General features: G+C 72.6%; 23 protein-coding genes. 10 read left to right on the top strand and 13 right to left on the bottom strand.

The features are described 5' to 3' along the window. Position 1: 1 nt before the first annotated feature. Positions 2-1453 (bottom strand): uracil-xanthine permease family protein, encoded by a 1452-nt coding sequence (locus tag ABD333_RS04715; RefSeq protein ID WP_344537973.1) that lies wholly within the window; start codon positions 1451-1453, stop codon positions 2-4. A 118-nt stretch (positions 1454-1571) separates the two neighbouring features. Further along, the gene (locus ABD333_RS04710) at positions 1572-3311 is read right to left on the bottom strand and encodes a PucR family transcriptional regulator (RefSeq protein WP_344537971.1); all 1740 of its coding nucleotides are present in this window, start codon (positions 3309-3311) and stop codon (positions 1572-1574) included. A 221-nt stretch (positions 3312-3532) separates the two neighbouring features. Between ABD333_RS04710 and ABD333_RS04705 the strand changes: the two genes are divergently transcribed. Genes ABD333_RS04705 through ABD333_RS04690 form a run of 4 tightly spaced genes read left to right on the top strand, consistent with a single transcriptional unit; the run spans position 3533 to position 8382 of the window. Further along, positions 3533-4528: an oxamate carbamoyltransferase subunit AllH family protein gene (locus tag ABD333_RS04705; RefSeq protein ID WP_344537969.1), complete on the top strand. Its 996-nt coding sequence runs from the start codon at positions 3533-3535 to the stop codon at positions 4526-4528. Continuing rightward, a complete protein-coding gene (locus tag ABD333_RS04700; protein ID WP_344537967.1) occupies positions 4525-6033 on the top strand; it encodes an AllF/FdrA family protein in 1509 nt (502 codons plus the stop codon). Before ABD333_RS04705 ends, ABD333_RS04700 begins: the two co-directional genes overlap by 4 nt. Further along, the gene (locus ABD333_RS04695) at positions 6030-7439 is read left to right on the top strand and encodes a YlbE family protein (protein WP_344537965.1); all 1410 of its coding nucleotides are present in this window, start codon (positions 6030-6032) and stop codon (positions 7437-7439) included. Before ABD333_RS04700 ends, ABD333_RS04695 begins: the two co-directional genes overlap by 4 nt. Positions 7440-7470: 31 nt before the next feature. Continuing rightward, on the top strand, positions 7471-8382 hold the full coding sequence (locus tag ABD333_RS04690; protein WP_344537963.1) for an aldose 1-epimerase family protein: 912 nt from the start codon (positions 7471-7473) through the stop codon (positions 8380-8382). 29 nt (positions 8383-8411) lie between these two features. Here ABD333_RS04690 and ABD333_RS04685 read toward each other — a convergent pair whose 3' ends face one another. From ABD333_RS04685 to ABD333_RS04675, 3 genes are read right to left on the bottom strand one after another with little or no spacing between them, the layout of a single operon-like run. Further along, positions 8412-9257 carry an ABC transporter permease gene (locus tag ABD333_RS04685; protein ID WP_344537961.1) on the bottom strand — a complete coding sequence of 282 codons (846 nt, stop codon included), beginning with the start codon at positions 9255-9257 and terminating at the stop codon, positions 8412-8414. Then, complete coding sequence (locus ABD333_RS04680) at positions 9250-10074, bottom strand: ABC transporter ATP-binding protein (protein WP_344537960.1); 825 nt, start codon at positions 10072-10074, stop codon at positions 9250-9252. Before ABD333_RS04680 ends, ABD333_RS04685 begins: the two co-directional genes overlap by 8 nt. Continuing rightward, positions 10071-10868 (bottom strand): ABC transporter substrate-binding protein, encoded by a 798-nt coding sequence (locus ABD333_RS04675; protein WP_344538848.1) that lies wholly within the window; start codon positions 10866-10868, stop codon positions 10071-10073. The genes ABD333_RS04680 and ABD333_RS04675 overlap by 4 nt, the downstream gene beginning before the upstream one ends. 71 nt (positions 10869-10939) lie before the next feature. Between ABD333_RS04675 and ABD333_RS04670 the strand changes: the two genes are divergently transcribed. Both ABD333_RS04670 and ABD333_RS04665 read left to right on the top strand, forming a co-directional pair. Further along, complete coding sequence (locus ABD333_RS04670) at positions 10940-11206, top strand: TauD/TfdA dioxygenase family protein (protein ID WP_425546898.1); 267 nt, start codon at positions 10940-10942, stop codon at positions 11204-11206. Between the two features lie 103 nt (positions 11207-11309). Then, a complete protein-coding gene (locus tag ABD333_RS04665; RefSeq protein ID WP_344537958.1) occupies positions 11310-12524 on the top strand; it encodes a DUF6986 family protein in 1215 nt (404 codons plus the stop codon). A 23-nt stretch (positions 12525-12547) separates the two neighbouring features. Here ABD333_RS04665 and ABD333_RS04660 read toward each other — a convergent pair whose 3' ends face one another. Genes ABD333_RS04660 through ABD333_RS04640 form a run of 5 tightly spaced genes read right to left on the bottom strand, consistent with a single transcriptional unit; the run spans position 12548 to position 17379 of the window. Further along, a complete protein-coding gene (locus ABD333_RS04660) occupies positions 12548-13564 on the bottom strand; it encodes a carcinine hydrolase/isopenicillin-N N-acyltransferase family protein (RefSeq protein ID WP_344537956.1) in 1017 nt (338 codons plus the stop codon). Positions 13565-13624: 60 nt separating this feature from the next. Beyond that, positions 13625-14206, bottom strand: a complete 582-nt coding sequence (locus tag ABD333_RS04655) for a nucleotidyltransferase family protein (RefSeq protein WP_344537954.1) — start codon at positions 14204-14206, stop codon at positions 13625-13627. Positions 14207-14225: 19 nt separating this feature from the next. After that, on the bottom strand, positions 14226-15344 hold the full coding sequence (locus tag ABD333_RS04650) for an XdhC family protein (RefSeq protein ID WP_344537952.1): 1119 nt from the start codon (positions 15342-15344) through the stop codon (positions 14226-14228). A 2-nt stretch (positions 15345-15346) separates the two neighbouring features. Next, a complete protein-coding gene (locus ABD333_RS04645) occupies positions 15347-16462 on the bottom strand; it encodes a vWA domain-containing protein (RefSeq protein WP_344537950.1) in 1116 nt (371 codons plus the stop codon). An 11-nt stretch (positions 16463-16473) separates the two neighbouring features. Further along, positions 16474-17379, bottom strand: a complete 906-nt coding sequence (locus ABD333_RS04640) for an AAA family ATPase (RefSeq protein WP_410558463.1) — start codon at positions 17377-17379, stop codon at positions 16474-16476. Positions 17380-17485: 106 nt separating this feature from the next. Here ABD333_RS04640 and ABD333_RS04635 point away from each other — a divergent pair, with 106 nt between their 5' ends. From ABD333_RS04635 to ABD333_RS04620, 4 genes are all read left to right on the top strand, one after another. Then, positions 17486-18739, top strand: a complete 1254-nt coding sequence (locus ABD333_RS04635; RefSeq protein ID WP_344537948.1) for a sulfite oxidase — start codon at positions 17486-17488, stop codon at positions 18737-18739. 58 nt (positions 18740-18797) lie between these two features. Continuing rightward, positions 18798-20201 carry a selenium-binding protein SBP56-related protein gene (locus tag ABD333_RS04630; protein ID WP_344537946.1) on the top strand — a complete coding sequence of 468 codons (1404 nt, stop codon included), beginning with the start codon at positions 18798-18800 and terminating at the stop codon, positions 20199-20201. Beyond that, the gene (locus ABD333_RS04625; RefSeq protein WP_344537944.1) at positions 20198-20812 is read left to right on the top strand and encodes a hypothetical protein; all 615 of its coding nucleotides are present in this window, start codon (positions 20198-20200) and stop codon (positions 20810-20812) included. Before ABD333_RS04630 ends, ABD333_RS04625 begins: the two co-directional genes overlap by 4 nt. A 97-nt stretch (positions 20813-20909) precedes the next feature. Further along, positions 20910-21845, top strand: a complete 936-nt coding sequence (locus ABD333_RS04620) for a D-alanyl-D-alanine carboxypeptidase family protein (RefSeq protein ID WP_344537943.1) — start codon at positions 20910-20912, stop codon at positions 21843-21845. A gap of 128 nt (positions 21846-21973) precedes the next feature. Here the strand turns inward: ABD333_RS04620 and ABD333_RS04615 are convergent, their stop codons facing one another. From ABD333_RS04615 to hisG, 3 genes are all read right to left on the bottom strand, one after another. Then, complete coding sequence (locus ABD333_RS04615; protein WP_344538844.1) at positions 21974-22555, bottom strand: Uma2 family endonuclease; 582 nt, start codon at positions 22553-22555, stop codon at positions 21974-21976. 158 nt (positions 22556-22713) lie between these two features. Continuing rightward, positions 22714-23160: a PH domain-containing protein gene (locus tag ABD333_RS04610; protein WP_344537942.1), complete on the bottom strand. Its 447-nt coding sequence runs from the start codon at positions 23158-23160 to the stop codon at positions 22714-22716. Then, complete coding sequence (hisG, locus tag ABD333_RS04605) at positions 23153-24028, bottom strand: ATP phosphoribosyltransferase (RefSeq protein ID WP_344537941.1); 876 nt, start codon at positions 24026-24028, stop codon at positions 23153-23155. The genes ABD333_RS04610 and hisG overlap by 8 nt, the downstream gene beginning before the upstream one ends. Between the last annotated feature and the right edge of the window lie 39 nt (positions 24029-24067).

The following is a 24067-nucleotide window of genomic DNA, read 5'->3' as shown; positions in this document are numbered from 1 at the left end:
CCTACTCCGTTGTAGGTCGGCGGACCGGGCCGCCTATCTCCTTCTCCTCCGGGGCGATCACGCCGGCGCCGGTGTCGGGTCCGCGCCGGGCGCCCGCGACCGCGTTGAGGGCGTGGTAGCCGACGAGCACGGCGATGGTGCCGAGGGCGATGCCCTGGAGCGGGAAGTCGTCGGTGATGGTGAGGGTGACGTTGCCGATGGCGAGGATGATGCCCGCGGCGACCGGGACGAGGTTGACCGGGTCGCCGAAGTCGACGCGGTTCTCGATCCAGATCTTCGCGCCGAGCAGGCCGATCATCCCGTACAGCACGACCGTGATGCCGCCGAGCACGCCGCCGGGGGTCTCCGCGACCAGCGCGCCGAACTTCGGGCACAGGCCGAAGAGGATCGCCACGACCGCGGCGAGGTAGTACGCGGCCGTCGAGTAGATCCGGGTCGCGGCCATGACGCCGATGTTCTCGGCGTAGGTGGTGGTGGGCGAGCCGCCGACCGCCGTCGCGAGGGCGGTGCCGACGCCGTCCGCCGCGATCGCGCGGCCGAGCACCGGGTCGAGGTCGTCGCCGGTCATCGCGGCGACCGCCTTGACGTGCCCGGTGTTCTCGGCGATGAGCGCGATGACGGCGGGCAGCGCGAGCAGGATCGCCGAGGTCTTGAAGTCGGGCCCGTGCAGGTCGGGGAAGCCGAACCAGTCCGCCGCCCTGACGCCGTCGAAGTTCACGCGGTCGTGGGGGAAGGACGTGGCGACGCAGTACGCGGTCTCTTGGGGGCAGGTATTCCCGGCGGCGTCGCGCAGGTTCTGCCCGGGCATCGCCGAGGTGATCTGGCCGGCGGTCTTGTCCAGGATCCAGGAGAGCGCGAAGCCGAAGACCAGGGCCAGCAGGATGGCGATACGGGCCCAGAAGCCGCGCAGCAGCACCGCGCACAGGACCGCGAACGTGAGCGTCAGCAACGCCACCCACTGGTCCTGCGGCCAGTAGACGTCGGCGACCACCGGCGCGAGGTTGAAGCCGATGAGCATGACCACCGCGCCCGTGACCACCGGCGGGAACACCGCGTGGATCACGGCGGGGCCCAGGAAGTGGATGAGCAGCCCCACCGCCGCGAGGACCAGACCCGCGACGAGGATCGCGCCGGTGACCTCCGCGCTGCTGCCGCCCGCGGCCCGGATGGCCGCGACGGCGCCGACGAACGAGGCGCTGGTGCCGAGGTAGCTGGGCACCCGGCCGCCCACGATCAGCAGGAACAGGATCGTGGCGACGCCGGACATCATGATGGCGAGGTTGGGGTCCAGGCCCATCACGATCGGGAAGACGAACGTCGCCCCGAACATCGCCACCACGTGCTGCGCGCCGATCCCGGCGGTGCGCGGCCACGACAGCCGCTCGTCCGGACGCACCACCTCGCCGGGCGGCGGGGTCTTCCCGTCGCCGTGCAGCTTCCAGCCGATGGCCATGCCGCCCTCCTCACCGCTCCACCGGCGACCGCGTCTCCGCCCGTGGAGCGTTCCGGTGAAGAGAATGCCCCACCCAGGTGTGTTTCAAATCACGACTGTGTTAAATCACGAGGGTCCCTCAGATCCCGCGCATGCGCAGCACGTGCAGCGCGAGCGTGAGGTTGAGCCGGAGATGCGCGTCCTCGGTGAAGGGGCCGAGCATCCGTTCCAGCTTGCCGATGCGGTAACGCAGGGTGTTGTAGTGGAAGTGCAGGCGGCGGGCAGTCTCGGCCACGTTGAGGTTGGTCTCCAGCAGCACCTGCAGGGTCCGCCGCAGGTCGACCAGTTCCGGTTCCTCGTCGCCCGCGAGCTCGCCGAGGGTCTCCCGGACGAACGCGTGCAGTTCCTCGGGGTCGGAGACCAGGCTCAGCAGCCGGTAGACGCCGAGCTGGTCGAAGTGCGCGCGGGCGCCCGAGCCGTGCAGCTGGCGGCCGACCCGGACGGCCTTCACCGCCTGTTCGTAGGCCTCGGGCAGCGCCGCGGGCGAGCCGACCGTGCGGCTGATGCCGGTGGAGAACGTGCGCCGGACCGACAGGTGCTCGGCGAACAGCGCGCTCGCCTCCTTGAGCATGGTCTGGACCGGTCCCGTGGCGAGCGCGTCGTCGGCGTCGGCGCCGACCACGGCCACGACCTCGTGCGCGAAGCTGGCCACCGCCGCGCCGCGGTCGTGCCGGCGGACGACCGCCGTCCAGGCGGCGGCGAGCCGTTCCTGGGCCAGCCGTTCGTCCGCGCCGCGACCGCGCGCCACCGAGGTCTCGGCCTCCGCCGGGCGACCGGCGCGGCCCTCGGCGTCGCCCGGCCGGGCACGCCCGTCCAGCTCGGCCACCACCACCATGACGGGACGGTCCAGGTCCCAGCCGAATCCCGCACAGTGCGCCACCACGCGGTCGTCGTCGCCGGCGCGCCCGGCCAGGATGTCGCGCAGGAAGTCGGCGCGGTACTTGCTCTCGACGGCGGCGACGGCCTGCTGCTTGGTCACGACCAGCGCGGCCACCGTGGCGGCGCGTTCGAGGATGCCGAGGTCGGTCTCGCGGAGCGTGCCGTTCACGCTGTAGGCGAGGATCCGGCCGTGGTCGAAGCCGCCCGCCACCACGGGCACCATCATGTGGTCGCCTCCGGACAGGGCGGGGTTGCCGCCCTGCGGGGGCACGCCGTGGGTGGCCACCGCGTTGAAGGCCCGCATGGCCTGGATGTGCTCCTCGGGCCCGGCGCCGGCGAGCACGCGCTGGTCGGCGTCCAGCACGACGACCGCGACGTCGAGCAGCGACGCGACCTCGTTGACGACCTCCTGGAGGCCTCCGCCGCACAGCACGATCTGCACCAGCGCCCGGTGGACCTCCTCGGTGCGGGCCAGGACCGCGGCCTGCCGGTTGAGGATGTCGGTCAGGACCTGGTTGAGGATGTCGTCGAAGCCCACGTCGTTGGGCAGCAGGATCAGGGGGAAGCCGCGCCGGTCGGCCTGCTCGATCATCTCGGGCGGCAGCGATTCCAGATAGCGGCCCAGTTTGATCGCCAGTGCGGCCAGGCCGCGTTCGTCGAGGTCGGCGACCAGATTGTCGAGCGACTGGGGGGTGTTGCGGAGGGGGTAGCCGGTGGTCAGCAGCAGTTCGTTGGGCTTGACCCACGACAGGATGTCGGGGACCTCCATCACGTTCAGCCGCTGCACGATGCGTTCGAGTCCCGCGCGTCCCGCGATGAGCCGAGCCCCGTTCAGGGTCGACACCCCCAGGACTTCGCCGACCGACAGACCGTACGTCAGTGTTCCGGTACTCGCGAGCCTCAGGGCCGGTGGGCCCGGGTCCGCCGTGGTGTAACTCATGCCAGGGGTCACCTCGCCTTTCGGTGCGTACATCGCCGGATATGGCGTGATCGCTACCGCTTTGCGATCAACCCTGACAACAAAGACGAAGGATGACAACCAGTCTTGGCAGTTTTCTCCATACGTCGGCCGACAACGCCGGTCTAACGTCTCGGCAGAGGCCGGGCGGCCCCATCCACTCCCGATCGCGGCGGTCGCTCGTTCCCGCCTCGGGAGGATCCGTGACAGCCGTCGTCCGTGACCCGATCCCGTTGTCCGTACGGCCCGGCCGGCGGCCACCGGCGGCCGGCGCCGCGAGCCTCGCGCTGCGGCCCCTGGTCGACGCGCCGCGCCGGCCGGCGCGGGTGATCGCGGTCTTCCCCGCGGCCGTCTACCTGGAGCTGCGCGATGCCGCCGAGCCGCGTGTCGTCGCCGTGGTCAGCTCCGACGCGGTGCGCCTGCCCAACGCGGTCGTGGTCGTCGCCGCGAGCCGCGAACGCCCGTTCCGCGCCGTCCGCGAGGGCTCGGACGCCCTCGTCGGTGACGGGCGGGTCGACATGGACGGCCTCCAGGTCCGGGTCCGCCGCTGGTGGGCGCCCTCCCCCGTGCTGAGCACGCTCTCGGTGACGGCGCTGGACCGCGGGGTGCGCGCGCTGGAGGAGGCGCTCGACGCCGCGGGCGGCACGGCCGGCTGCGGGCTCGCCGGCCACCCCGACCCGATCCTGCTCGCCCGGCACTGCGCCACCGGCGACCTCGCCGACGCGGTCGAGGCCGCCGAACGCATCGTGGGCCTCGGTCCCGGGCTGACGCCCAGCGGCGACGACATCCTGGCCGGGCTGCTGGTCTCGCTGCGCCTGGTCGGCGGCGCGGTCCGGCACGGCGGCACCGCCGTCTGGCTGGCCGACTGGCTGGGCGCCGCGGTGACCGCCGACGCGGGCACGCGGACGACAGCGCTGGCGGCGACGCTCCTGCACTGCGCCGCCGGCGGGGAGGCCGGCGCCGAGGTCGCCGCCGTGCTGCGCGGCGTGGCCGGGCAGGAGCCGCCGGCACCCGCCGTCCGTCGCCTGCTCGCCGCCGGGCACACCTCCGGCGCCGACCTCGCCTGGGGCGTGCTCGCCGGCTGCCGCGCCGCCCTGCGGCTGGCGACCGCGGCGTCCCACGAGCGCCATTTCCCGAGAGGCGACGACCCTCCGCGCACCCCCGAGCGGCTCCGACGCGATCGGAGAGCGACGGCTTGAGGTCCCGGGTGGAGGTGCGGCCGGGGGCCTACCACGACTCCGTCACGCTGATGCGGGTGAGCCGGCGGCTCGCCGACCGGCCCGGCGTGGCCGACGCGATGGTCGCGATGGCGACCGAGCTCAACCGCGATCTGCTCGGGCAACTCGGCTTCGAGGTCCCGGACGGGACGGGCCCCGGCGATCTGGTGGTGGCGATCCGCGCGGCGGACGGCGCGTTCGACGAGGCGCGGCAGGCCCTCGACGGCCTGCTGAGCGAAACGGCGCGTTCAGCCTCGGCGAGCGGCGAGAACGGGCGGGACGCCGCGCCGGCCCGGACGACGGCCGCGGCGGCGGCGCGGGCGGAGGCGAGCGTCGTCCTGCTGTCGGTGCCCGGCCCGCACGTGTTCCCCGAGGCGATGGACGCGCTCGACGCCGGGCTGAACGTGATGATCTTCAGTGACAACGTGCCGCTCGACCAGGAGATCGAGCTCAAGGAGACCGCCGCCCGGCGGGGCCTGATCGTGCTCGGCCCCGACTGCGGGACCGCGGTGGTCGGCGGCGCGGGACTCGGCTTCGCCAACGCGGTCGAACCCGGCCCGGTGGGCATGGTCGCCGCGTCCGGCACCGGCGCCCAGCAGCTGATGTGCCTGCTGGACGCGGCCGACGTCGGCGTGAGCCATGTGCTCGGCGTCGGCGGCCGGGACCTGTCCCGGCGGGTGAGCGGACGGTCGGCGCTGGCGGCGCTCGCCGCGCTGGACGCCGACCCGGCCACCGAGGTGATCCTCGTGGTGTCCAAGCCGCCCGCGCCCAGGGTCGCCGACCTGATCCGCGAGGCCGCCCGGCGGGTAGACACGCCGGTGATCTTCGCCCTGCCCGGTGCGGGCGACGGCGCGCATCCCGGTGAGCACGGCGAGCACGGCGACCTGACGCGGGCGGCGGAGGAGACCCTCGAACGCCTCGGCCGCCCGGTGCCGCAGTGGCCGTCGTGGCTCGCCCCGGCGCCCGAACGGCTCGCGCCGGGCCTGCGGGGCCTGTTCGCGGGCGGCACGCTGCGCGACGAGGCCGCGGCCATCGCCGGCGACGTGCTCGGCTGGGACCTGGCCGCCCACGGGCACGCGTTCGTGGACTTCGGCGACGACGCCTACACCCGTGGCCGCCCCCACCCGATGATCGACCCGACGCTGCGGCTGGCGGCACTGGCCGACCAGGCCGCCGATCCGGCCTGCGGCGTGCTGCTGCTCGACGTGGTGCTCGGGTACGGCGCCGATCCCGATCCCGCCGCCGCGCTCGCCCCGGCCGTCGAGCGGGCCCTGCGCGACCGCGACGACCTGGCCGCCGTCGTGTCGCTCTGCGGCACCCGCGCCGACCCGCAGGGCCGCGAACAGCAGGCGAACGCGCTGTGCCGGGCGGGAGCGACGGTCTTCCTCTCCAACGCGGCCGCCGCCCGGCACGCTGCGGGCCTGGTCCGGGCGAGGGACGGCGCTGACGCGCAGGCCGTACGCGACGCATCGCGGAGGGCGACATGAGCGAGGCCCGGCCACGCCTGAACGGGCTGCTGACCCGCGAGCCGCACGTCGTCGCCGCGGGCGTGGACGTGCTGGCCGAGGCACTGCGCCAGCAGGCGGTCCCGGTCGAACGGGTCGACTGGCGGCCCCCTCCCCCCGGTACCGAGGGGTCCCTCGCCGCCGTTCTCGGCGACCCGCGGCACACCGGCGCCAACGCCGAGGCCGTAGGACGCATGCTGAGCGCCCGGCCCCAGCTGGTGGACGTCCTGCCCGCGCATGAGGTACTCGGCCTGGACCAGGCGACCTTCCTGCACGCGGGTCCGCCGCTGGAATGGGAGCGCGCGTCCGGCCCGATGCGAGGCGCGCTCATCGGCGCGATGCTCCTGGAAGAGCTCGCCGGCACCCCGGAGGAGGCGACGAAGGCGCTCGGGCAAGGCACGGCGACTTTGGAGCCGTGCCACCATCACAGCACGGTCGGGCCCATGGCCGGGGTGGTGAGCCCGTCGATGTGGATGTTCGTGGTCAAGGACGCCGAACACGGCGGCACCGCGTACTGCTCGCTCAACGAGGGGCTGGGCAAGGTCCTGCGGTACGGCGCGTACGGGCCGGAGGTCGTCGAGCGGCTGCGCTGGATGGGCGCCGTGCTCGGGCCGGTGCTGCGCGAGGCGGTACGGCTGCACGGTCCCCTCGACCTGACCACGCTCATGGCGCAGGCCCTGCAGATGGGCGACGAGCTGCACAACCGCAACCGGGCGGCGACCTCGCTGCTGGTGCGCGAGCTGGCGCCCGCGCTCACCTCGGCCGACGCCTCCCGGACCGACCTCGCCGGGGTGCTGAGCTTCATCGGCGGCAACGACCACTTCTTCCTCAACGTCGGCATGGCCGCGGCCAAGTGCGCGGCGGACGCCGCGCGCGACGTGCCCGGGTCGAGCCTGGTGGTGGCGATGGCCCGCAACGGCACCGACTTCGGCATCCAGGTCTCGGGTACGGGCGACCGGTGGTTCACCGGTCCGGCCGGCGTGCCCGACGGGCTCTACCTCGCCTCGTACGGCCCGGCCGACGCCAACCCCGACATCGGCGACTCGGCCATCACCGAGACCGTCGGGATGGGCGGGTTCGCGCTCGCGGCGGCGCCGGCCATCGTGCGGTTCGTGGGCGGCGAGGTGCCCGACGCGCTGGCGGCGACGCGGCGGATGTACGAGATCACCATGGCCGAGCACCCGGTTCTGCAGGTGCCGCCGCTGTCGTTTCGGGGGACGCCCACCGGGATCGACGTGACGAGGGTCGTGCGGACCGGGATCCTGCCGGTGATCGACACCGGTATCGCCGGGCGGGAGGCGGGCACCGGCCAGGTCGGCGCCGGGCTGGTCGAGCCGCCTGGCGAGATCTTTACCCGGGCGCTGCACGCGCTGGCGGGCCACGGGTGACACCGGCGCCCTGCCGGGTAGTTTTCTGATCATGAGCGAGCCGACCACCGGGGCCCAGTACGAGATCATCGCCGGGCCCTACCGCGCCGTCGTCACCGAGGCGGGCGCGGGCCTGCGCAGCCTGTGCCACGACGGGAACGCGCTGATCCTCACCCACGGCGCCGACGAACCCGCCCCGGCCGCGTTCGGCCAGCTGCTGATCCCCTGGCCCAACCGCGTCGACCGGGGCCGCTACTCCTACGACGGCGTGGACTACCAGCTCGACGTCTCCGAGCCGGCCTTCGACTGCGCGATCCACGGGCTGGTGCGCTGGTCGCCCTGGCGGCTCGCGGAGCGCCACCCGGACCGCGTGACGCTCACGCACCGGCTGCTCGGCTCGGCGGGCTACCCGTTCCACCTCGATCTGCGGGCCGACTACTCGCTCGACGCCGAGGGCGGCCTCACCATCCGCGTGACCGCGGTCAACGTCGGCTCGCGCACCGCCCCGTACGGCCACGGCGCCCATCCCTACATCACGGTGGGCGAGCCGCTCGACGCCTGCACGGTCACGATCCCCGGCGACCGCTATCTCCCGGTGAACGACCGCATGATCCCGGAAGGGCCGCCCCAGCAGGTCGCCGGCACCCCGTACGACCTGCGGGACGGCCGCGTGCTCGGCGACCAGAAGATCGACAACGCCTACACCGGGCTGGCCCGCGACGCCGACGGGCTGGCCTGGGTCCACCTCGCCGGGTCGCGCCGGGGCACGTCCTTCTGGCTGGACGGCACGCATCCCTGGCTGGAGGTCTTCACCGCGGACACGGTCCCCGCCGCGAGCCGCCGCCAGGGTCTCGGCGTGGAGCCGATGACCTGCCCGCCGAACGCGTTCGCCACCGGCATCGACCTCGTCGACCTGAAGCCGGGAGACCGGCACACCGGCTCCTGGGGCATCCGCGCGTCATGAGGTGACCGGGCCGGTCATCGGTCGTGCTCCTACCGCTGCCACCGGGTGAACCGGCGTTCGAGCTGGACGAGGATCTGGTTGAAGATCAGGCCGAGCACCGAGATCGCGATGATCCCGGCGTACATGTCCTTGATCGCGAAGTTCTGCTGCGAGGCGTTGATCAGGTGGCCCAGGCCCTCCTTGGCGCCGACCATCTCCGCCACGATCATGATCAGCACGGAGATGGCGCCGGCCAGCCGGATGCCGGTGAAGATCGTGGGCACCGCGGCGGGCAGCACGACCTTCTGGAAGATGCGGGGCGCGGGCAGGCCGAGCGAGCGGGCCGACTTGATCAGGGTCGGGTCGACGGTGCGGACCGCGCTGATGGTGTTGAGCAGGATCGGCCACGTGCACGCGTACAGCACGATCGAGATCTTGGACGTCTCACCGATGCCCAGGATCAGGATGAAGACCGGCAGCAGCGCGATCGCGGCGGTGTTGCGGAACAACTCCAGCAGCGGTCCGAGCAGCTCGGCGACCGGCCTGTACCAGCCGATGACCAGGCCGAGCGGGACGGCGATGACGATGGCCAGCACGAACCCGCTCAGCGACCGGGTCAGGCTGGCGCGGGTGTCGGTCCACAGCTGACCGTTCGCGGCGAGGTCCCCCAGGGCCGGGGCCACCTCCGAGAGCGGCGGCAGGAAGATGCGGTCGACGAGCCCGGCGCGGGGCGCCAGCTCCCACAGCGCGACGAAGGCGATGACCGCGACCGTCCGGCGGGAGACGCCGGCCGCGATCGCGGCGGTCCGGCGGGCCGCGTCCGCGCCCCGGCCGGGGCGCGGCGCCGCCTCCTTCTCCGCCGTGCGGACGGCGGGGGCCTCCAGGGTGCTAGCCAAGGCTGATCGCCTCCTCTCGCGGGCGCGGGACGTCGAGCCGCTGGGCGGCCCGCACCTCGTCCCGCAGCAGTTCCCAGACCCGGTGCCGGTGCGCGGCGAACTCCGGGGTCGAACGCAGGTCCTCGGTGGCGTCACGCGGTCCGAGGTCGATGTCGACGATCTCCTTCACCCGGCCCGGCCGCGCCGTCAGGACGGCCACCCGGCCGCCGAGATAGACGGCCTCGTCGATGCCGTGCGTGATGAACACGATCGTCTTGCCGGTCTCCCGCCAGATCCTCAGCAGCTCGTCCTGGAGCGAGTCGCGGGTCTGGGCGTCGAGGGCGGCGAACGGCTCGTCCATGAGCAGCACGCCCGGGTCGTAGGCGAGGCTGCGGGCGATCGCCACCCGCTGCTTCATGCCGCCCGACAGCTCGTGCGGATAGTGGTCGCCGAAGCCCTGGAGCCTGACGAGTTCCAGGTAGTGGTCGGCGATCCCGGCGCGCTCGCGGCGCGGGACGCGCTTGGCCTCCAGCCCGAACTCGATGTTGCGCCGCGCCGTCCGCCACGGGAACAGGGCGTACTGCTGGAAGACGATGCCGCGGTCGAGCGCGGGGCCGGTGATCTCCGCGCCGTCCAGCAGGACGCGCCCCGCGGTCGGCCGGGTGAGGCCGCCGAGCAGGTCGAGGAGGGTGGACTTGCCGCAGCCGCTCGGGCCCACCACGACAACGAACTCCCCCGCCGCGATGTCGAACGTGGTCTCGTCCAGGGCCGTGAACTCGCCCCCGCCCCGGGCGGGGAACGTCTTGCGGACCCGGTCGATGGTCATCTTCGCCGTCATGCGCGGGCCCCGCCGTCGGCATAGGGATTGAACTCGTTGGTGTAGAGGTCGGGGACCTTGACCTCGCCCTTGGGGATCTGGCCCTGCTGCTCCAGCCAGGTGGCCCAGACGGAGAACTCCTTGTCGGTGATGACGCCGCCCTTGCCCGCGACGCCCCAGGACTTCCAGTACTTCAGCGCCTCGGGGCTCTCGTTGCGCTTGCGCTTCTGGACGATCGCGACGAAACGGTCGATCACCTGCCGGCGCGGTGTCGTGCGCGACCACTCGATGGCCTTGGCGATCGCGGCGGTGAAGGCCTTCACCGTCTCGGGGTGACGCTTGATGAAGTCGTCGCGGAAGACGTACGTCCCGGCGGTGAGGGCGCCCAGCAGGTCGTGGTCGCTGAACACCTTCCGGAGCCCGCCCGCGGCTAGTGCCTTGTCGCGGAAGATGCCGCCGAGCACGCCGACGTCGATCTGCTTCTGGCGGAGCGTCTGCTCGGTGTTGACCGGCGGTACCACCAGCGGCTCGACCTTCTTGACGTCGGCCTGCGACACCCCGCCGCGCTGCAGGTAGATGTCGAGGACGGCCTCGTGGTGGGCACCGAGCGTGTTCATGCCGACCTTCTTGCCGAGCAGGTCGCGCGGCCCCTTGACGGGGCTCTCCTCCGGTACGAAGAAGCCGCTGTAGGCGTCCTTGTCGATGCCGTAGTAGCCGATCACCGAGGTGACGGGCGCGCCCGCCGACCGCAGCTTGACGACGGCGCCGTTGAACGCGCCGCCGAAGTCGGTCTGGCCGGTGGCCGCGGACTGTATGTCCTGCGGGCCGCTGATGGTGTTGCCGACCCACTTGAGCTTGACCTTGCTTCGCGCAGCGTGTCGAGGGCCTGTCCAACCGCGAGAGCCGGGCGATCCTGGAGATCCTCCAGGCGTACGTCACCCGGCCGGAGAACGTCTTCCGCTGGTCCTGGCCCCCGGGGGACCTGATCATCTTCGACAACCGCATCACCCAGCACTACGCACCCGACGACTACGGCGACCTGCCACGACGCCTGCACCGTGTCACGGTGGCCGGTGACGCTCCCGTCGGCGCGGACGGGCGGGAGAGCCGGCTCCTGGAGGGCGACGAGGCCGCGCACTACACCCCTGCCTGACGCCCGCGGGTCCGCCGACCGGTTCGGGACAGGGCGGCCCGGTGCCCGCCGGCACCGGGCCGCACGGTTTCCAGCGGGACGGATCTTGGGGGATCATTGCGGGGTGAACCTGAGCGTTACCTCGATCGATGATCTGTCCGAGCGCGTGGCCGCCGTGTCCGCCGAGCACGCCGCGCACTTCCCGGGACCGCCCTCGGGCCGGCAGCCGGTGCACACCGTCTACGTGCCGGCCGACCGTTTCTCGCGCTCCACGCCCGCCGACTTCGGCGCCGAGGCGCTGCGGCTGCTCAACACCCACACCCCCGGCGCCGGCTCGTTCGGCACCGCGTTCGGCATCGAGCCGGAGATCGCCGGGCTGGTCCGGGAACGGGTGGCCGCCAAGCTGGCGAGCGAGCCGATCGAGGACGTGCGGATCGACTTCGAGGACGGCTACGGCGTCCGCTCCGACGCGGAGGAGGACGGCCACGTCGCCCAGGTGGTCGAGGCCGTCGCCACCGCCTACAACGCCAAGGGCCTGCCGCACTACTGGGGGCTGCGGGTCAAGTCGTTCGCCGACGGGGGCCACGAGCGCGCCATGCGGACGCTCGACGGTTTCCTCACCGCGCTGCGGGACCGGCTCGGCCGGCTGCCCGGCGGCTTCACGATCACCTTTCCCAAGGTGGTCATGGCCGAGCACGTCGTGATCTTCGTGGACTATCTGGAACGGCTGGAGACCGCGCTCGGCCTGCCCGAGGGCATCCTGCGGTTCGAGGTCCAGGTCGAGACCACCGAGGCGGTGATCGACCACGAGGGGCGCTTCGGCCTGCGCGCGATCGCCGAGGCCGCGCGAGGCCGCATGGCGGCCGCCCACTTCGGCGTGTTCGACTACACCGCGGCCGTCGGACTGCCGCCCGCCGAGCAGCGCCTCGACCATCCGGCCTGCGACTTCGCCCGGCACGCCATGCAGGTCTCGCTCGCCGGCACCGGCATCCGCCTGTCGGACGGGTCCACCAACGTCATCCCGCGCAACGACGGCCCGGACGAGGTCAACCAGGCCTGGTCGGTGCACGCGGCGCACGTGCGGCACTCGTTGCAGCACGGGTTCTACCAGGGCTGGGATCTGCATCCGGCGCACCTGCCCAGCCGTTACGCCGCCGTCTACGCCTTCCACCTGAGCGGCGTCGACGAGGTCATCGGCCGGGTACGGGCGTGGCAGGAGCAGGCGGCGGGCGGGGACGACGGCGTGCTGGACGAGCCGGCCACGATCAGGGCGCTCACCGCCCGGCTGCGGCGCGCCGTCGACTGCGGCGCCCTGGACGAGAGCGTGCTCCCGCAATAGCGGCCCCGGCGAGTGCCGGCGGGTCAGGCCGCGAGCTTGTAACGGCGGATCTTCCGGTAGTCGCGGCCAAGCGCGAGGCTCAGCTCGCCGTGGCGCAGCTCGTACACGGCCGACCAGCGCGTGTGCCCCTGCGCCACCTCCGAGAGCAGGTCCATCGCTCCGGCCGGATCGAGGCTGCCGCCGGTCCGGCGCATCCTGTCGGCGATCGCCCGGTAGCGGTCGTCCGCCCGGCGCTCGCGTTCGTCCGCGGTCGAGAGCACGAAGTTGACCAGGTCGTGCCAGCCGCCCGCGCTCGGGATCACCTTCAGCTCCCCGTCGACGAACTCGATGGCCGCCGCCTTGCCGCGCGCGTCGGCCAGCAGATAGTGCAGGGGCACCTCGCCCGGCTCGAACTCGACGTTGTAGCGGCGGAAGACCGCGACCGCCTCGTCCACGGTCCGGGCCTGGTCGAGGGCGAGCCGCTGGATGCGGGCGCTGCCCACCGCCTGGCGGCCGGGGACCTTGGGCGGATCCGCCGTGGCCACCGCGGCCATGCCGACGGCCAGCCCGTGCTCGTTCATCCCGTCGAACGGAATCCTCACCGCCTGCAGGAGTGACCGCTGCAGCCGCGCGTCCCCCATGAGCCGCTTGGCCGCCTCCTGGTCGATCCCGAGATAGGAGATGTCCACCAACGACAGCGAGGTGGGCGCGTTGGACGGCCTTGTGGTCAGCAGCAGGGCCGGACTGGGACGCCAGTCGAAGTTGCGCCCGAACAGCGGCCCGCGCGGCCCCGCCCCCGCCAGGAACAGCGAGCAGGCGAACGCCGTGGCCGGTGGCGGGGACGTGATCTTGCCCAGCGGATCGTACGGCCCGTACAACGTCATCGCGAAGAGCGGGTGGCCGGCGTCGATCAGGCGCAGCGTCTTCAGGCTGCGCTCTTCGTCGCGCGTCAGCGCCCGGTGGTCGCCGGTGGCCGCCGAGCCGCCCTGGCACGCGGCGGCGAACCCCGCCGCCGGCAGCCCGAGCAACGCGGCCCGCCGGGACAGGTGATGAGTGCTCATGATCCCAAGTACCACCGAACCGCCGTTCCGGCAAGACCTTCACGTCCCCGGGTGCCGGGCTCAGTCGGTGAAGGAGGCCAGATCTTCGGGGGTGTCGATGTCGTCGGGCGACGCGACGTCCGCGCAGGGCACCGCGGTCACCAGGCCGGGGTGGGCGCGCAGGAACGGCCGGGCGCCCAGGTCTCCCTCGGCCGCCTCCGCGACCGCCGCGAAATGGGCGCGGACGAAGAGCACCGGGTTGCGCCGCTCGCCGCCGTACGTGGCGACCGCGACCTCGGCGCCGCCGTCGTAGGCCTCGATCAGGCGCCGCACGGCCGCGGCGGTGACCCGGGGCTGGTCGACCAGCGCCACCACGACGGCGGGGCAGGCGGGCGGCAGCGCGGCCAGCCCGGTGCGCAGCGAGGACCCCATGCCGGTGGACCAGTCCGGATTGGGCACCACGACCGCGCCCATGACCTCCAGCTCGGCGGCGCCCGTCACCACGATCACCGGCGAGCAGCCCGCCTGCCGCAACATGCGCACCCCGCGGTCGACGAGGCGTTCGCCGCCGAGCTCCACCAGTGCCTTGGGCCGGCCGAGCCGACTGCCCTCTCCCGCGGCCAGCAGCAAACCGGCCGGAGGCACCTCACCATGCAAGGTCATCCCGAGAGGGTAAGCCCTCTCAGCCGGTTTCGCCGTGGATCCTGCCGCTGGTGTCGGTCAGCGGACGGCCCGAACCTCCCCAGCGCAGCTGGATCAGTTCGGCCGCGATCGAGACCGCCGTCTCCTCGGGCGTGCGGGCGCCGAGATCGAGGCCGATCGGCGACCGCAGCCGCGCCAGCTCGGCGTCGCCGAGGCCCGCCTCGCGCAGCCGTTTCAGCCGGTCGTCATGGGTGCGCCTCGATCCCATGGCCCCGATGTAGCCCGCCGGGGTGCGCAGCGCGACCTCCAGCAGCGGCACGTCGAACTTCGGGTCGTGAGTGAGGACGCAGATGGCCGTCCGCGCGTCCACCTCGGTCTCGCCGAGGAACTTGTGGGGCCACTTGACCACGACCTCGTCGGCGTCGGGGAACCGCTTGGGCGTCGCGAACACGCCCCGGGCGTCGCAGACGGTCACGTGGTAGCCGAGGAACTTGCCGATCCTGGCCACCGCCGCGGCGAAGTCGATCGCGCCGAAGACCAGCAGGCGCGGCGGCGGCGCGAAACTGTGCACGAACACCGTGAGCTCGTCGAGGCGCCGCTCGCCCTCGCGCCCGTAGTGCCGCTGCCCGGTCAGGCCCTGCGCGAGCATGCCGCGCGCGTCGTCGTCGACCGCGTCGTCCAGCCGGGCGGCGTACGGGGCGCCCGGCGCCAGCGATCCGGCGGAGTGCCCGGGCCACACGATCCGGCGTGCGCCCACCCGGCCCGGTCCGGCCACCACGGTGGCCACGGCCACCGGCTCGCGCGCCGCGATGGCGGCGGCGACCGCCCCGAACTCCGGAAAGGTCGCGGGCCCGACCGGCTCGACGAGGATGTCGAGGATGCCGCCACAGGTGAGACCCACCGCGAACGCGTCGTCATCGCTCACCCCGTACCGCCGCAGCACCGGCTCGCCGGACCCGATCACCGACTGGGCCAGGTCGTACACGGCGCCCTCGACGCATCCGCCGGAAACGCTGCCCGCCACCTCGCCGGAGGCCGACACTGCCATCGCCGCGCCCGGCGGCCGCGGCGCGCTGCGGAAGGTGTTGACGACCGTTGCCAGGCCGAACGTCTCGCCGGACTCGAACCAGCGCACGATGTCATCGAGCACGTCACGCATCGTCAGCGCCCCTTCCCGCCCGTCGAGGTGCCGATCACCCTGGCCAGTTCCTCCAGCGCGCCGAGGCTGTGCCCGGCGGTGAAGTCGTCGATGTGGGGCAGGGCGGCGGCCATCCCGGCGGTCAGCGGTTCGTAGCCCGGCCGGGCCTTGTGCGGGTTGGCCCACACCACCCGATGGGCGAGCCGGTGCAGCCGTGCCATCTGGGCGCCGAGCAGCCCGGCGTCGCCGCGTTCCCAGCCGTCCGAGGCGATGACCACCACGGCGCCCCGGGCCAGGCCCCGCTGGCCGAACCGGTCGAGGAACTCCTTGAGCTCCGCGCCCAGCCGCGTGCCGCCGCTCCAGTCGGGGATCGCGGCGGACGTCGCCGCCATCGCGGCGTCGGGGTCGCGGTGCCGCAGCTCGCGGGTGACACGGGTCAGGCGCGTTCCCACGCTGAACACCTCGACGCTCCGGCCGCCGGCCCGGACCGCGGCGTGCGCGAAGCGCAGCAGCGCGTCGGCGTACGGGCTCATCGACCCGCTGACGTCGACGAGGAGCACCACGCGGCGCGGCCTCGTCCGGTGCGTCCGGTGGCGCAGCGCCGAGATCTCCCCGCCGCGGCGCAGCACCTCGCGCACGGTCCGGCCGGGATCGAGGCGGCCTCCGGTAGCCGGGGCGAAGCGGCGCGACCGGCGGCGCTGGGCCGTCGCGGACAGCAGCGCGATGAGCCGGTGGACCTCGGCGCGCTCGGCGGCGTTGAGCCGTGTCACGTCGCGGTTGCGCAGCACTTCCACGCCGCTGGCGGTGGTGAGGCGCACGTCCGTCGCCCGTTCCTCACCCGCGGAGGCCCGCGGGCCTGGAACCACCATGTGGCGCCGGACGGCCGGCGGCGGAACGCGGCGCGCGGAACGGGCCGTGCGACCGCCGAAGTAGGCCGCGAAGCAGCGGTCGTAGCGGGCGAGGTCGTCCGGCCCGGCGCACAGCGTGAACCGGCCGGCCCAGTAGACGTCGGACGGATCGAGCACGTCCAGGTGGTCGAGCGCGCTCAGCATCGCCCGCACCCGTTCGGTGTCGGCGGGACCGCCCGCCGCGCGCACCGTCCGGGCGAAGCCGATGATCGTCTCGGTGCCGTCCCGCATGCGTGCCGCCCCTACCCGCCGTCAAGAAGGGCGGCCAGGCCGTGCTTGACGACGCGTTCCTGGTCGTCGCGGTACTTCAGCACCGCGCCGAGGGTGACCGCCGCCATCCCCGGATCGAGCTCGCGAGCGCCGAGCGCGACCAGCGCCTCGGCCCAGTCCAGGCTCTCGGCGACCCCGGGCGGCTTGAGCAGATCCTCGGCGCGCAGCCGCTGCGCCGCGTGGGCGACCTGGCCCGCCAGCCGGGCGGCGACACCGGGCAGGCGGCGCCGGAGGATGGCGACCTCGCGCTCGTAGGAGGGGTGCTCAAGCCAGTGGTAGAGGCAGCGGCGCTTGAGGGCGTCGTGCACCTCGCGGGTGCGGTTGGACGTGACGACCACGACCGGCGGCACCTCGGCCCGCACGGTCCCGAGCTCGGGCACGGAGATGGTGAACTCGCTCAGCACCTCCAGCAGGAACGCCTCGAACTCGTCGTCGGCGCGGTCGACCTCGTCGACCAGCAGCACGCTCGGCACGGTCTCCAGCGCCCGCAGCAGCGGCCGTGCGAGCAGGAAACGCCGGTCGTAGAGCTCGCCCTCCAGGCGTTCGACGTCGTCGATCCCGGCCGCCTCGGCGGCGCGTAGATGCAGCAGCTGGCGCGGGAAGTCCCAGTCGTACAGCGCCTGCGCCGCGTCCAGTCCCTCATAGCACTGGAGGCGGATCAGCGGCGCGTCGAGGACCGCGGCGAGCGCCCTGGCCAGCGCGGTCTTGCCGACGCCGGCCTCCCCTTCGAGGAACAGCGGCCGCCGCATCCGCAGGGCGAGGAAACCCGCCGTGGCCAGGCCCTCGTCGGCCAGGTAGGCGTGCCCGTCCAAAAGCCGCAGCAGGTCGCCGGGCGACTCGATGCCGGACTCCGCGCCGGGCGCGCCGTTCGCCGCGATTCGCGTCACGCCCTCAGGCTACCCATCGCCGATCCCGGCTTGTGGTCGCCACTTTTCCGATATGTACAGTTGACTTTATAGGGATTCCTGGACCACGATCTGATCCATGGAGCCTGACCTCACCGATGAGGCCACCTACGAGCGCGTACGCGCCGAACAACGGTTGTCCCGCCGCGGCGTGTTCCGGGCCGCCGCGGGCGCGGGCCTCGGCGCCGCGCTCGCGGGCACGGGAATGGCCCGCGCGGGAACGGGCCTCGCGGCCGGCGACGGTCCCATCGTCAAGCCGTTGCCGCCCGAGCTGTTCATCGCGCACGGAACGAACGCCGAGACCCGCTGGGAAGCGCTCAAGGGCACCGGTCAGCACACGCCGGTCGACCGCTTCTTCGTCCGCAACCACGTCGCCACGCCGCTCATCGACGCGGGCACGTGGCGGCTCCGGCTGTGGGGCAGCGGCCTGCGCGGCTCGCCGGGCGCCGACCGGCCGATCGAGTTCTCGTACGAGGACCTGCTCGGGCTGCGCGCCGAGACCATCACCGCGTTCATCGAGTGCACGGGCAACGGCCGCGCCTTCTACGCCTCGCAGCAGGGGCAGCAGGTCTCCGGCACGCCGTGGAGGCTCGGCGCCGTCGGCGTCGCGCGCTGGCGCGGCGTCCCGCTGTCGACCGTGCTGGAACGCGCGGGGCTGACCCGTCGCGCGGTGGACCTGCTCCCCCGCGGCCTCGACCCCGAGTACGTCGACAAGGGTGAGAACCTCGGCCGCGTCCGCCGTCCGCTTCCGGTCGCCAAGGCGCTCAAGGACGTGCTGCTCGCGTACGAGATGAACGGCGCACCCCTCGCTCCTGACCACGGCTACCCCGTCCGCCTCGTCGTGCCCTCGTGGGTGGGGATCGCCTCCATCAAGTGGCTCGGCGACATCGAGGTATCGGACAGGCCGTTGTTCTCACCGTGGAACACGCGCTACTACCGGCTGTTCGGGCCGGACCATCCCCCCGAGGGCAGCGCTCCGCTCACCCGGATGAACGTCAAGAGCGCCTTCGAGCTCCCGTGGGAGGCCCGGCTCGCCGTCCACCGCACGCACGTGCTGACCGGGCGTTCCTGGTCGGGCAACGGGCGGATCCGGCGGGTCGAGGTGAGCGTGGACGGCGGCGCCACCTGGCGGCGCGCCCGGACGTCCGGGCCGCACCCCGCGCGGGGATGGGTGCGCTGGGAGTTCCCCTGGCGGCCCAAGGCCCCGGGACGGTACGAGCTGCTCGCGCGCGCGGTGGACGAGACCGGCGCCGGACAGCCCGCGACCGCTCCGTACAACACCCTCGGTTACCTCTTCGGCGCGGTCGTCCGGCATCCCGTGACGATCACCTAGCGGCCCCTTGCCGGTGTCACGGCGAGGCACAACGATGCATGAGATACCGGGAGGAATCATGGCACTCTGGAAGCCCGATCCCACCTTCTACGCCTCGCCGCGCGACGCCGTCTCCGCGCCCCCCGAGAAGCTCGCCTACGTCGCCGCGTTCGACCGCGCCGCTGCCAGGCCCGACGCCATCGCGGTGCTGGACGTCGATCCGGATTCGGCCGCCTTCGGCGAGGTCGTCGGCTGGACCGACCTGCCCGGAACGGGTGACGAGCTGCACCACTTCGGCTGGAACGCCTGCAGCAGCGCGCTGTGCCCGTACGCCCCGCATCCGCACGTCGAACGCCGTTATCTCATCGTGCCGGGACTGCGCTCCTCACGGATCCACGTCTTCGACACCAAGAACGACCCGTACAAGCCCGAGCTGGTGAAGACCCTGGAGGCCGAGGAGCTCGCCAAACGCGCCGGTTACTCGCGCCCGCACACCGTGCACTGCGGCCCGGCCGGGCTCTACGTGACGGCACTGGGCGGCGCCGGCGGAGCGGACGGGCCGGGCGGGATCGCGCTGCTCGACCACACCTCGTTCGAGGTGCTCGGCCGGTGGGAGGTCGACCGCGGCCCGCAGTACTTCGCCTACGACGCCTGGTGGCACATCGCGCACGACGTGCTGGTGACCTCGGAGTGGGGCACGCCCTCGATGGTCGAGGACGGCGTGGTCGCTGATCTGCTGCTCGGCCGCAAGTACGGGCACGCGCTGCACTTCTGGGATCTGCGCAAGCGCAGGCACGTCCAGACCGTGGACCTCGGCGACGAGCACCAGATGGCGCTGGAGCTGCGCCCGGCCCACGACCCGACGAAGCTCTACGGCTTCGTCGGCGTGGTGGTCAGCGTCGAGGACCTGTCGGCCTCGGTCTGGGTCTGGCACCGCGACGGCGACGCCTGGGCGGCGAAGAAGGTCATCTCGATCCCGGCCGAGCCCGTGGCCGACCCGGAGACGCTGCCGCCGGTCGTCCGGCCCTTCGGCGCGGTGCCGCCGCTGGTCACCGACATCGACCTGTCGGTGGACGACCAGTGGTTGTACGTGTCGTGCTGGGGCACCGGGGAGCTCAGGCGCTACGACGTGAGCGACCCGTTCGCCCCGGTCGAGGCCGGCTCGGTCCGTATCGGCGGCATCGCCGGCCGGACCCCGCACCCCGCCGCGCCGGACGTGCCGCTGTCGGGCGGCCCGCAGATGGTGGAGGTCAGCCGCGACGGCACCCGGGTGTACGTGACCAACTCGCTGTACGGCTCATGGGACGACCAGTTCTACCCGGACGGCGTGGGCGCCTGGATGGCCAAGCTCGACTCGACGCCGGAGGGCCTCGCGTTCGACGAACGGTTCTTCCCGCACGGCGACGCCTTCCGCGGCCTGCGCCCGCACCAGACGCGGCTGCAGGGCGGTGACGCCTCCTCCGACTCCTACTGCTATCCGTGACGCAGGGGTCGCTCGCGGCCCTGCTGGCGCTGGGCGCGTTCCACGGGCTCAACCCCGGCATGGGCTGGCTCTTCGCGGTCGCGCGCGGGCTCCAGGAACGCAGCCGCGCGCTGGTCCTGCAGTCGCTGCCCGCCATCGCCGCCGGGCACGCGGCGTCCGTCGGCGTGGTGGCCGTGCTGGTGTCGCTGACCCGGTCGGTGGTCGCCACGCAGGTGCTGGCCATCGCCGGAGGCGTCCTCCTGGTGGGCTTCGGCCTGTGGCGGCTGCTGTCGCGGCGGCACTTCCGCTGGGTCGGCATGCGCCTGTCGCTCTGGCAGCTCGCGGGCTGGTCGTTCCTCATGTCCTCGGTGCACGGAGCCGGGCTCATGCTCGTGCCCGTCCTCACCACCGCGCCGTCCGCACACCGGCACGGCACGGCCGGCGGCTTGTCCGCGGGCGTCTTCGTCACGGGCGTGCACACGCTCGCGATGTTCGCCGTCGCGGGGGCGATCGCGGTCGCGGTGTACGAGATCGTCGGCCTGGCGATCCTGCGCCGGGCCTGGTTCGACCTCGACCGGGTGTGGGCGGTGGCGCTCATCGGCGCCGGGGCCGCGACCGTGCTCACCGCCTGACCGTTCTCCCGCGAGTTTGATCATTCCCTTGCGCCGGCGGATCACGGGCTGGCAGTCTCCTTTCGCCACCAACGGGGCCTATGTGAACGGGGATGTCATGACCGCACGCTGGACAACGCGCACCACGATCGCGGCCGTGGTGACCGCGCCGCTCGTCACCATCCCGGTCACCGCGCAGGCCGCGCCGGCTCCCCCGCCCGCCTCCACCGCCGCCGGGCCGCGCGGGGTCGCCGCCAAGTCGGCCTATCTCTTCGACAGCGGCACCCGGAAGACCCGCTGGAGCCGCGCGGCCGACACCCGCCGCCCCATCGCCAGCCTCACCAAGGTCATGACCGCCATGGTCGTCATCCGCGCCGGCCGGCTCGACCGGAAGATCACGGTCAGGAAGAAGCACGTCGACTACGTCAGGAAGACCGACGCCACCCGCGCCTGGCTGCGGGTGGGCGACAAGCTCACGGTGCGCCAGCTCCTGAACGCGATGATGCTGCCGTCCGGCTGCGACGCCGCCTACGTCCTCGCCGACGCCTACGGCCCCGGCTGGAAGGGCTTCGTCGCGAAGATGAACAAGACGGCCCGCCAGCTCAGGATGACCCGCACGAAGTACGCCAACTTCGACGGCCTCCCCTGGCCGACCGGGACCGCGACCGGTTCGACGGCCCGCGACCAGATCAAGCTCGCCCACCACGCGATGAAGAACAGGGAGTTCCGCGCGATCGTGGCCCGGAAGTCCTTCACGCTGCGGGCGGGCGGCGGGCACGGCGCGTACCGCTGGACCAACACCAACCGGCTGCTGAGCTCCTACCGCGGCACCATCGGTATCAAGACCGGCAAGACCGACCTGGCCGGCTACTCGCTGATGTTCGCCGCCCGGCGCGGCAAGCGCACCCTCATCGGCGTGGTCCTCAACAGCTCGGCGACCAAGGAGCAGGTCCGCTTCACCGACGCCATGAGGATGCTCAACTGGGGCTTCGGCGTCCGCACCACGGGCGTCCTCAAGGTCGCCCCCGTACCCCCCGGCGCCAACATCGACTGACGCCATCGCTCAGCGCCCCCGCCCGTACCGGCGGCGGCACCTGCGCACGCGGCACCGCCGCAAGCGTGGCGGCCGTGGTCTGGCGGCGCACGGGCTGAGCTGGAGTCCGCTGTGCGAGAGATCTCAGGCTAGCGGCGGCCGACCGCGTTGAGATCGATCTCGATGTCGAAGGGCACCGAGACCTTAAGGCGATCATGGTGGATACCGGTCAGGCCATAGCAGCCGGTAGCCGGGTCGCGTTCGTACGCGTAGACGACAGTGCGACCTTCGTCGGTCTCGACGCGCCAGAAGTGCCGGATCCCCGCCGCCGCGTACTTGCGTGGCTTGTTATCCCGATCACGTTCCTCCGAATCCGGTGAGACCGCCTCGATGACCAGCACGAGATCGTCAGGGAGGTAGTAAGTGGACGGATCATCCCGTTCGAACGCCTCGGCGGTGACCACCAGGACGTCCGGCTCGGGCACCTGCCGCTTGGCCAGCCGAACCGCCATTTCTCGGTCGGCTCTCAGGCGTTCGGGTGCCTGCCGGTCCAGCTCGGCGGTGAGCATGTGAAGCACGCGAGTGTGCCACTTTGTTTGTGGGCTCACGAAGACGAGGCTTCCGTCGATCAGCTCCGTGTGCCGGGGAAGCTCACGCATCTTCAGGAACTCGTCGGCGGTGAAACCGCCCGGCGGGGGGATGACCCAGTCTGGCAGCGATGCGGCACCCATGTCGTCACTTTCTGCTTCATCGTGCTGACGGAACGGAACCCCTTCAGGGAAGCACAAGCCCTAGGTCATGTTACGCAGGGCTCTACCTTCCGGGCAGCCACACAGCCGTATCGATCATGCCGAACACGGTACGGCCCGGCGGGATCGGGGTGTTTGGGTTATTGCGGGTCGGGGGCTTCGCCTCGTTGGCGGACTAGGGTCTGGAGCTCGGTCAGCTGGCGGGCGGCCAGGGTCTTTTCGGCGCCGTTGATGCCCATGGCGCCGAGTGAGGTGCCGTCGGCCAGGTCTAGGGTCGGCCACGGTTCGCCGACCGACATGGTCACGTCGACGACCTCGGGCCACTCCAGCCGGCGGGTGCGGAAGGCGTTGACGACCGTCAGGCCGGACTCGTCGGCGGCCACCCGGCAGCGGGCCAGCATGTGCAGGATCCACGCGACGAACAGGCCGAACGCGACCATCAGGACGCGGTCGAACACCTTGAACTGGGGCGCCACCACCACGGCGAGCACGATCATGCCGAGCACGATCGCGCCCGCCGTGGCGTAGGCGACGAGCCGGGTGGTGCGGGGGCGCCACACGGTCGGGAGAGCCGGTACGTCAGTCAACGATCTTAGAAATCGGGATCTCGAGGATGTCGTGGGCGCCGGCGGCCTTGAGCGCCGGGATCAGCGTGTTGACGCCGCGCTTGGCGACCACGCTCTCCACCGCGCTGGACTCGCCGCCCGCCAGCGAGGTGACCGTGGGCGAGGCCATAGCGGGCATGATGTCGAGAACGGCCTGGAGGTCGGCGGACGCGACGTTCAGCTTGAGGAGCACGTTGCCGCGGGCGCGGATGGCGCCTTGGAGCAGGAGGGCGATGTCCTCCATCGCGGCGCGCTTGTCGGCGTCCTCGTAGGCGTCGCGGTTGGCGACCAGCTCGGTGTAGCTGGTGAGCAGCGTGTCGAGGATGCGCAGGCCGTTCTTGCGCAGCGACGAGCCGGTCTCGGTCAGGTCGACGATCACATCGACGATGTCGGGCACCTTGGCCTCGGTGGCGCCGTAGGAGGGGACGACCTTGGCCTTGACGCCGTGGCGGTCCAGGAAGCGCTTGGTCATGGCCGGGAACTCGGTGGAGATCCGCACGCCCTCGGGCAGGTCGGACACCGTCTGCCAGGGCGCGTCGTGGGGCACCGCCATGATCACGCGGACCGGGTTGGCGGTGGCCTTGGAGTACTTCAGCTCGCCGAGGCTCACCACGTCGGAGTCGGTCTCGGTGATCCAGTCACGGCCGGTGATGCCGAGGTCGAACAGACCCTGCTCCAGGTACGTCGGGATCTCCTGCGGGCGCAGCACGCGCACCCGGTCGATGCGCGGGTCGTCGATCTGGGCGCGGTAGTCGCGGTCCGATGAGCGGCGGACGGTCAGGTCGGCGGCGTCGAAGAGTTCGAGGGTCGCCTTTTCCAGAGATCCCTTGGGCAGAACGAGAGACAGCACGGTGAAGCCTTTCGATGGGATGTCGTACGGGAGTCCGGG

Origin of the sequence: Actinomadura fulvescens, from assembly GCF_039533225.1 — a bacterium.
GTDB lineage: Bacteria > Actinomycetota > Actinomycetes > Streptosporangiales > Streptosporangiaceae > Spirillospora > Spirillospora fulvescens.
The sequence above is the reverse complement of the archived record's forward strand: the minus strand, read 5'-3'. Positions and strand labels throughout refer to the sequence as shown.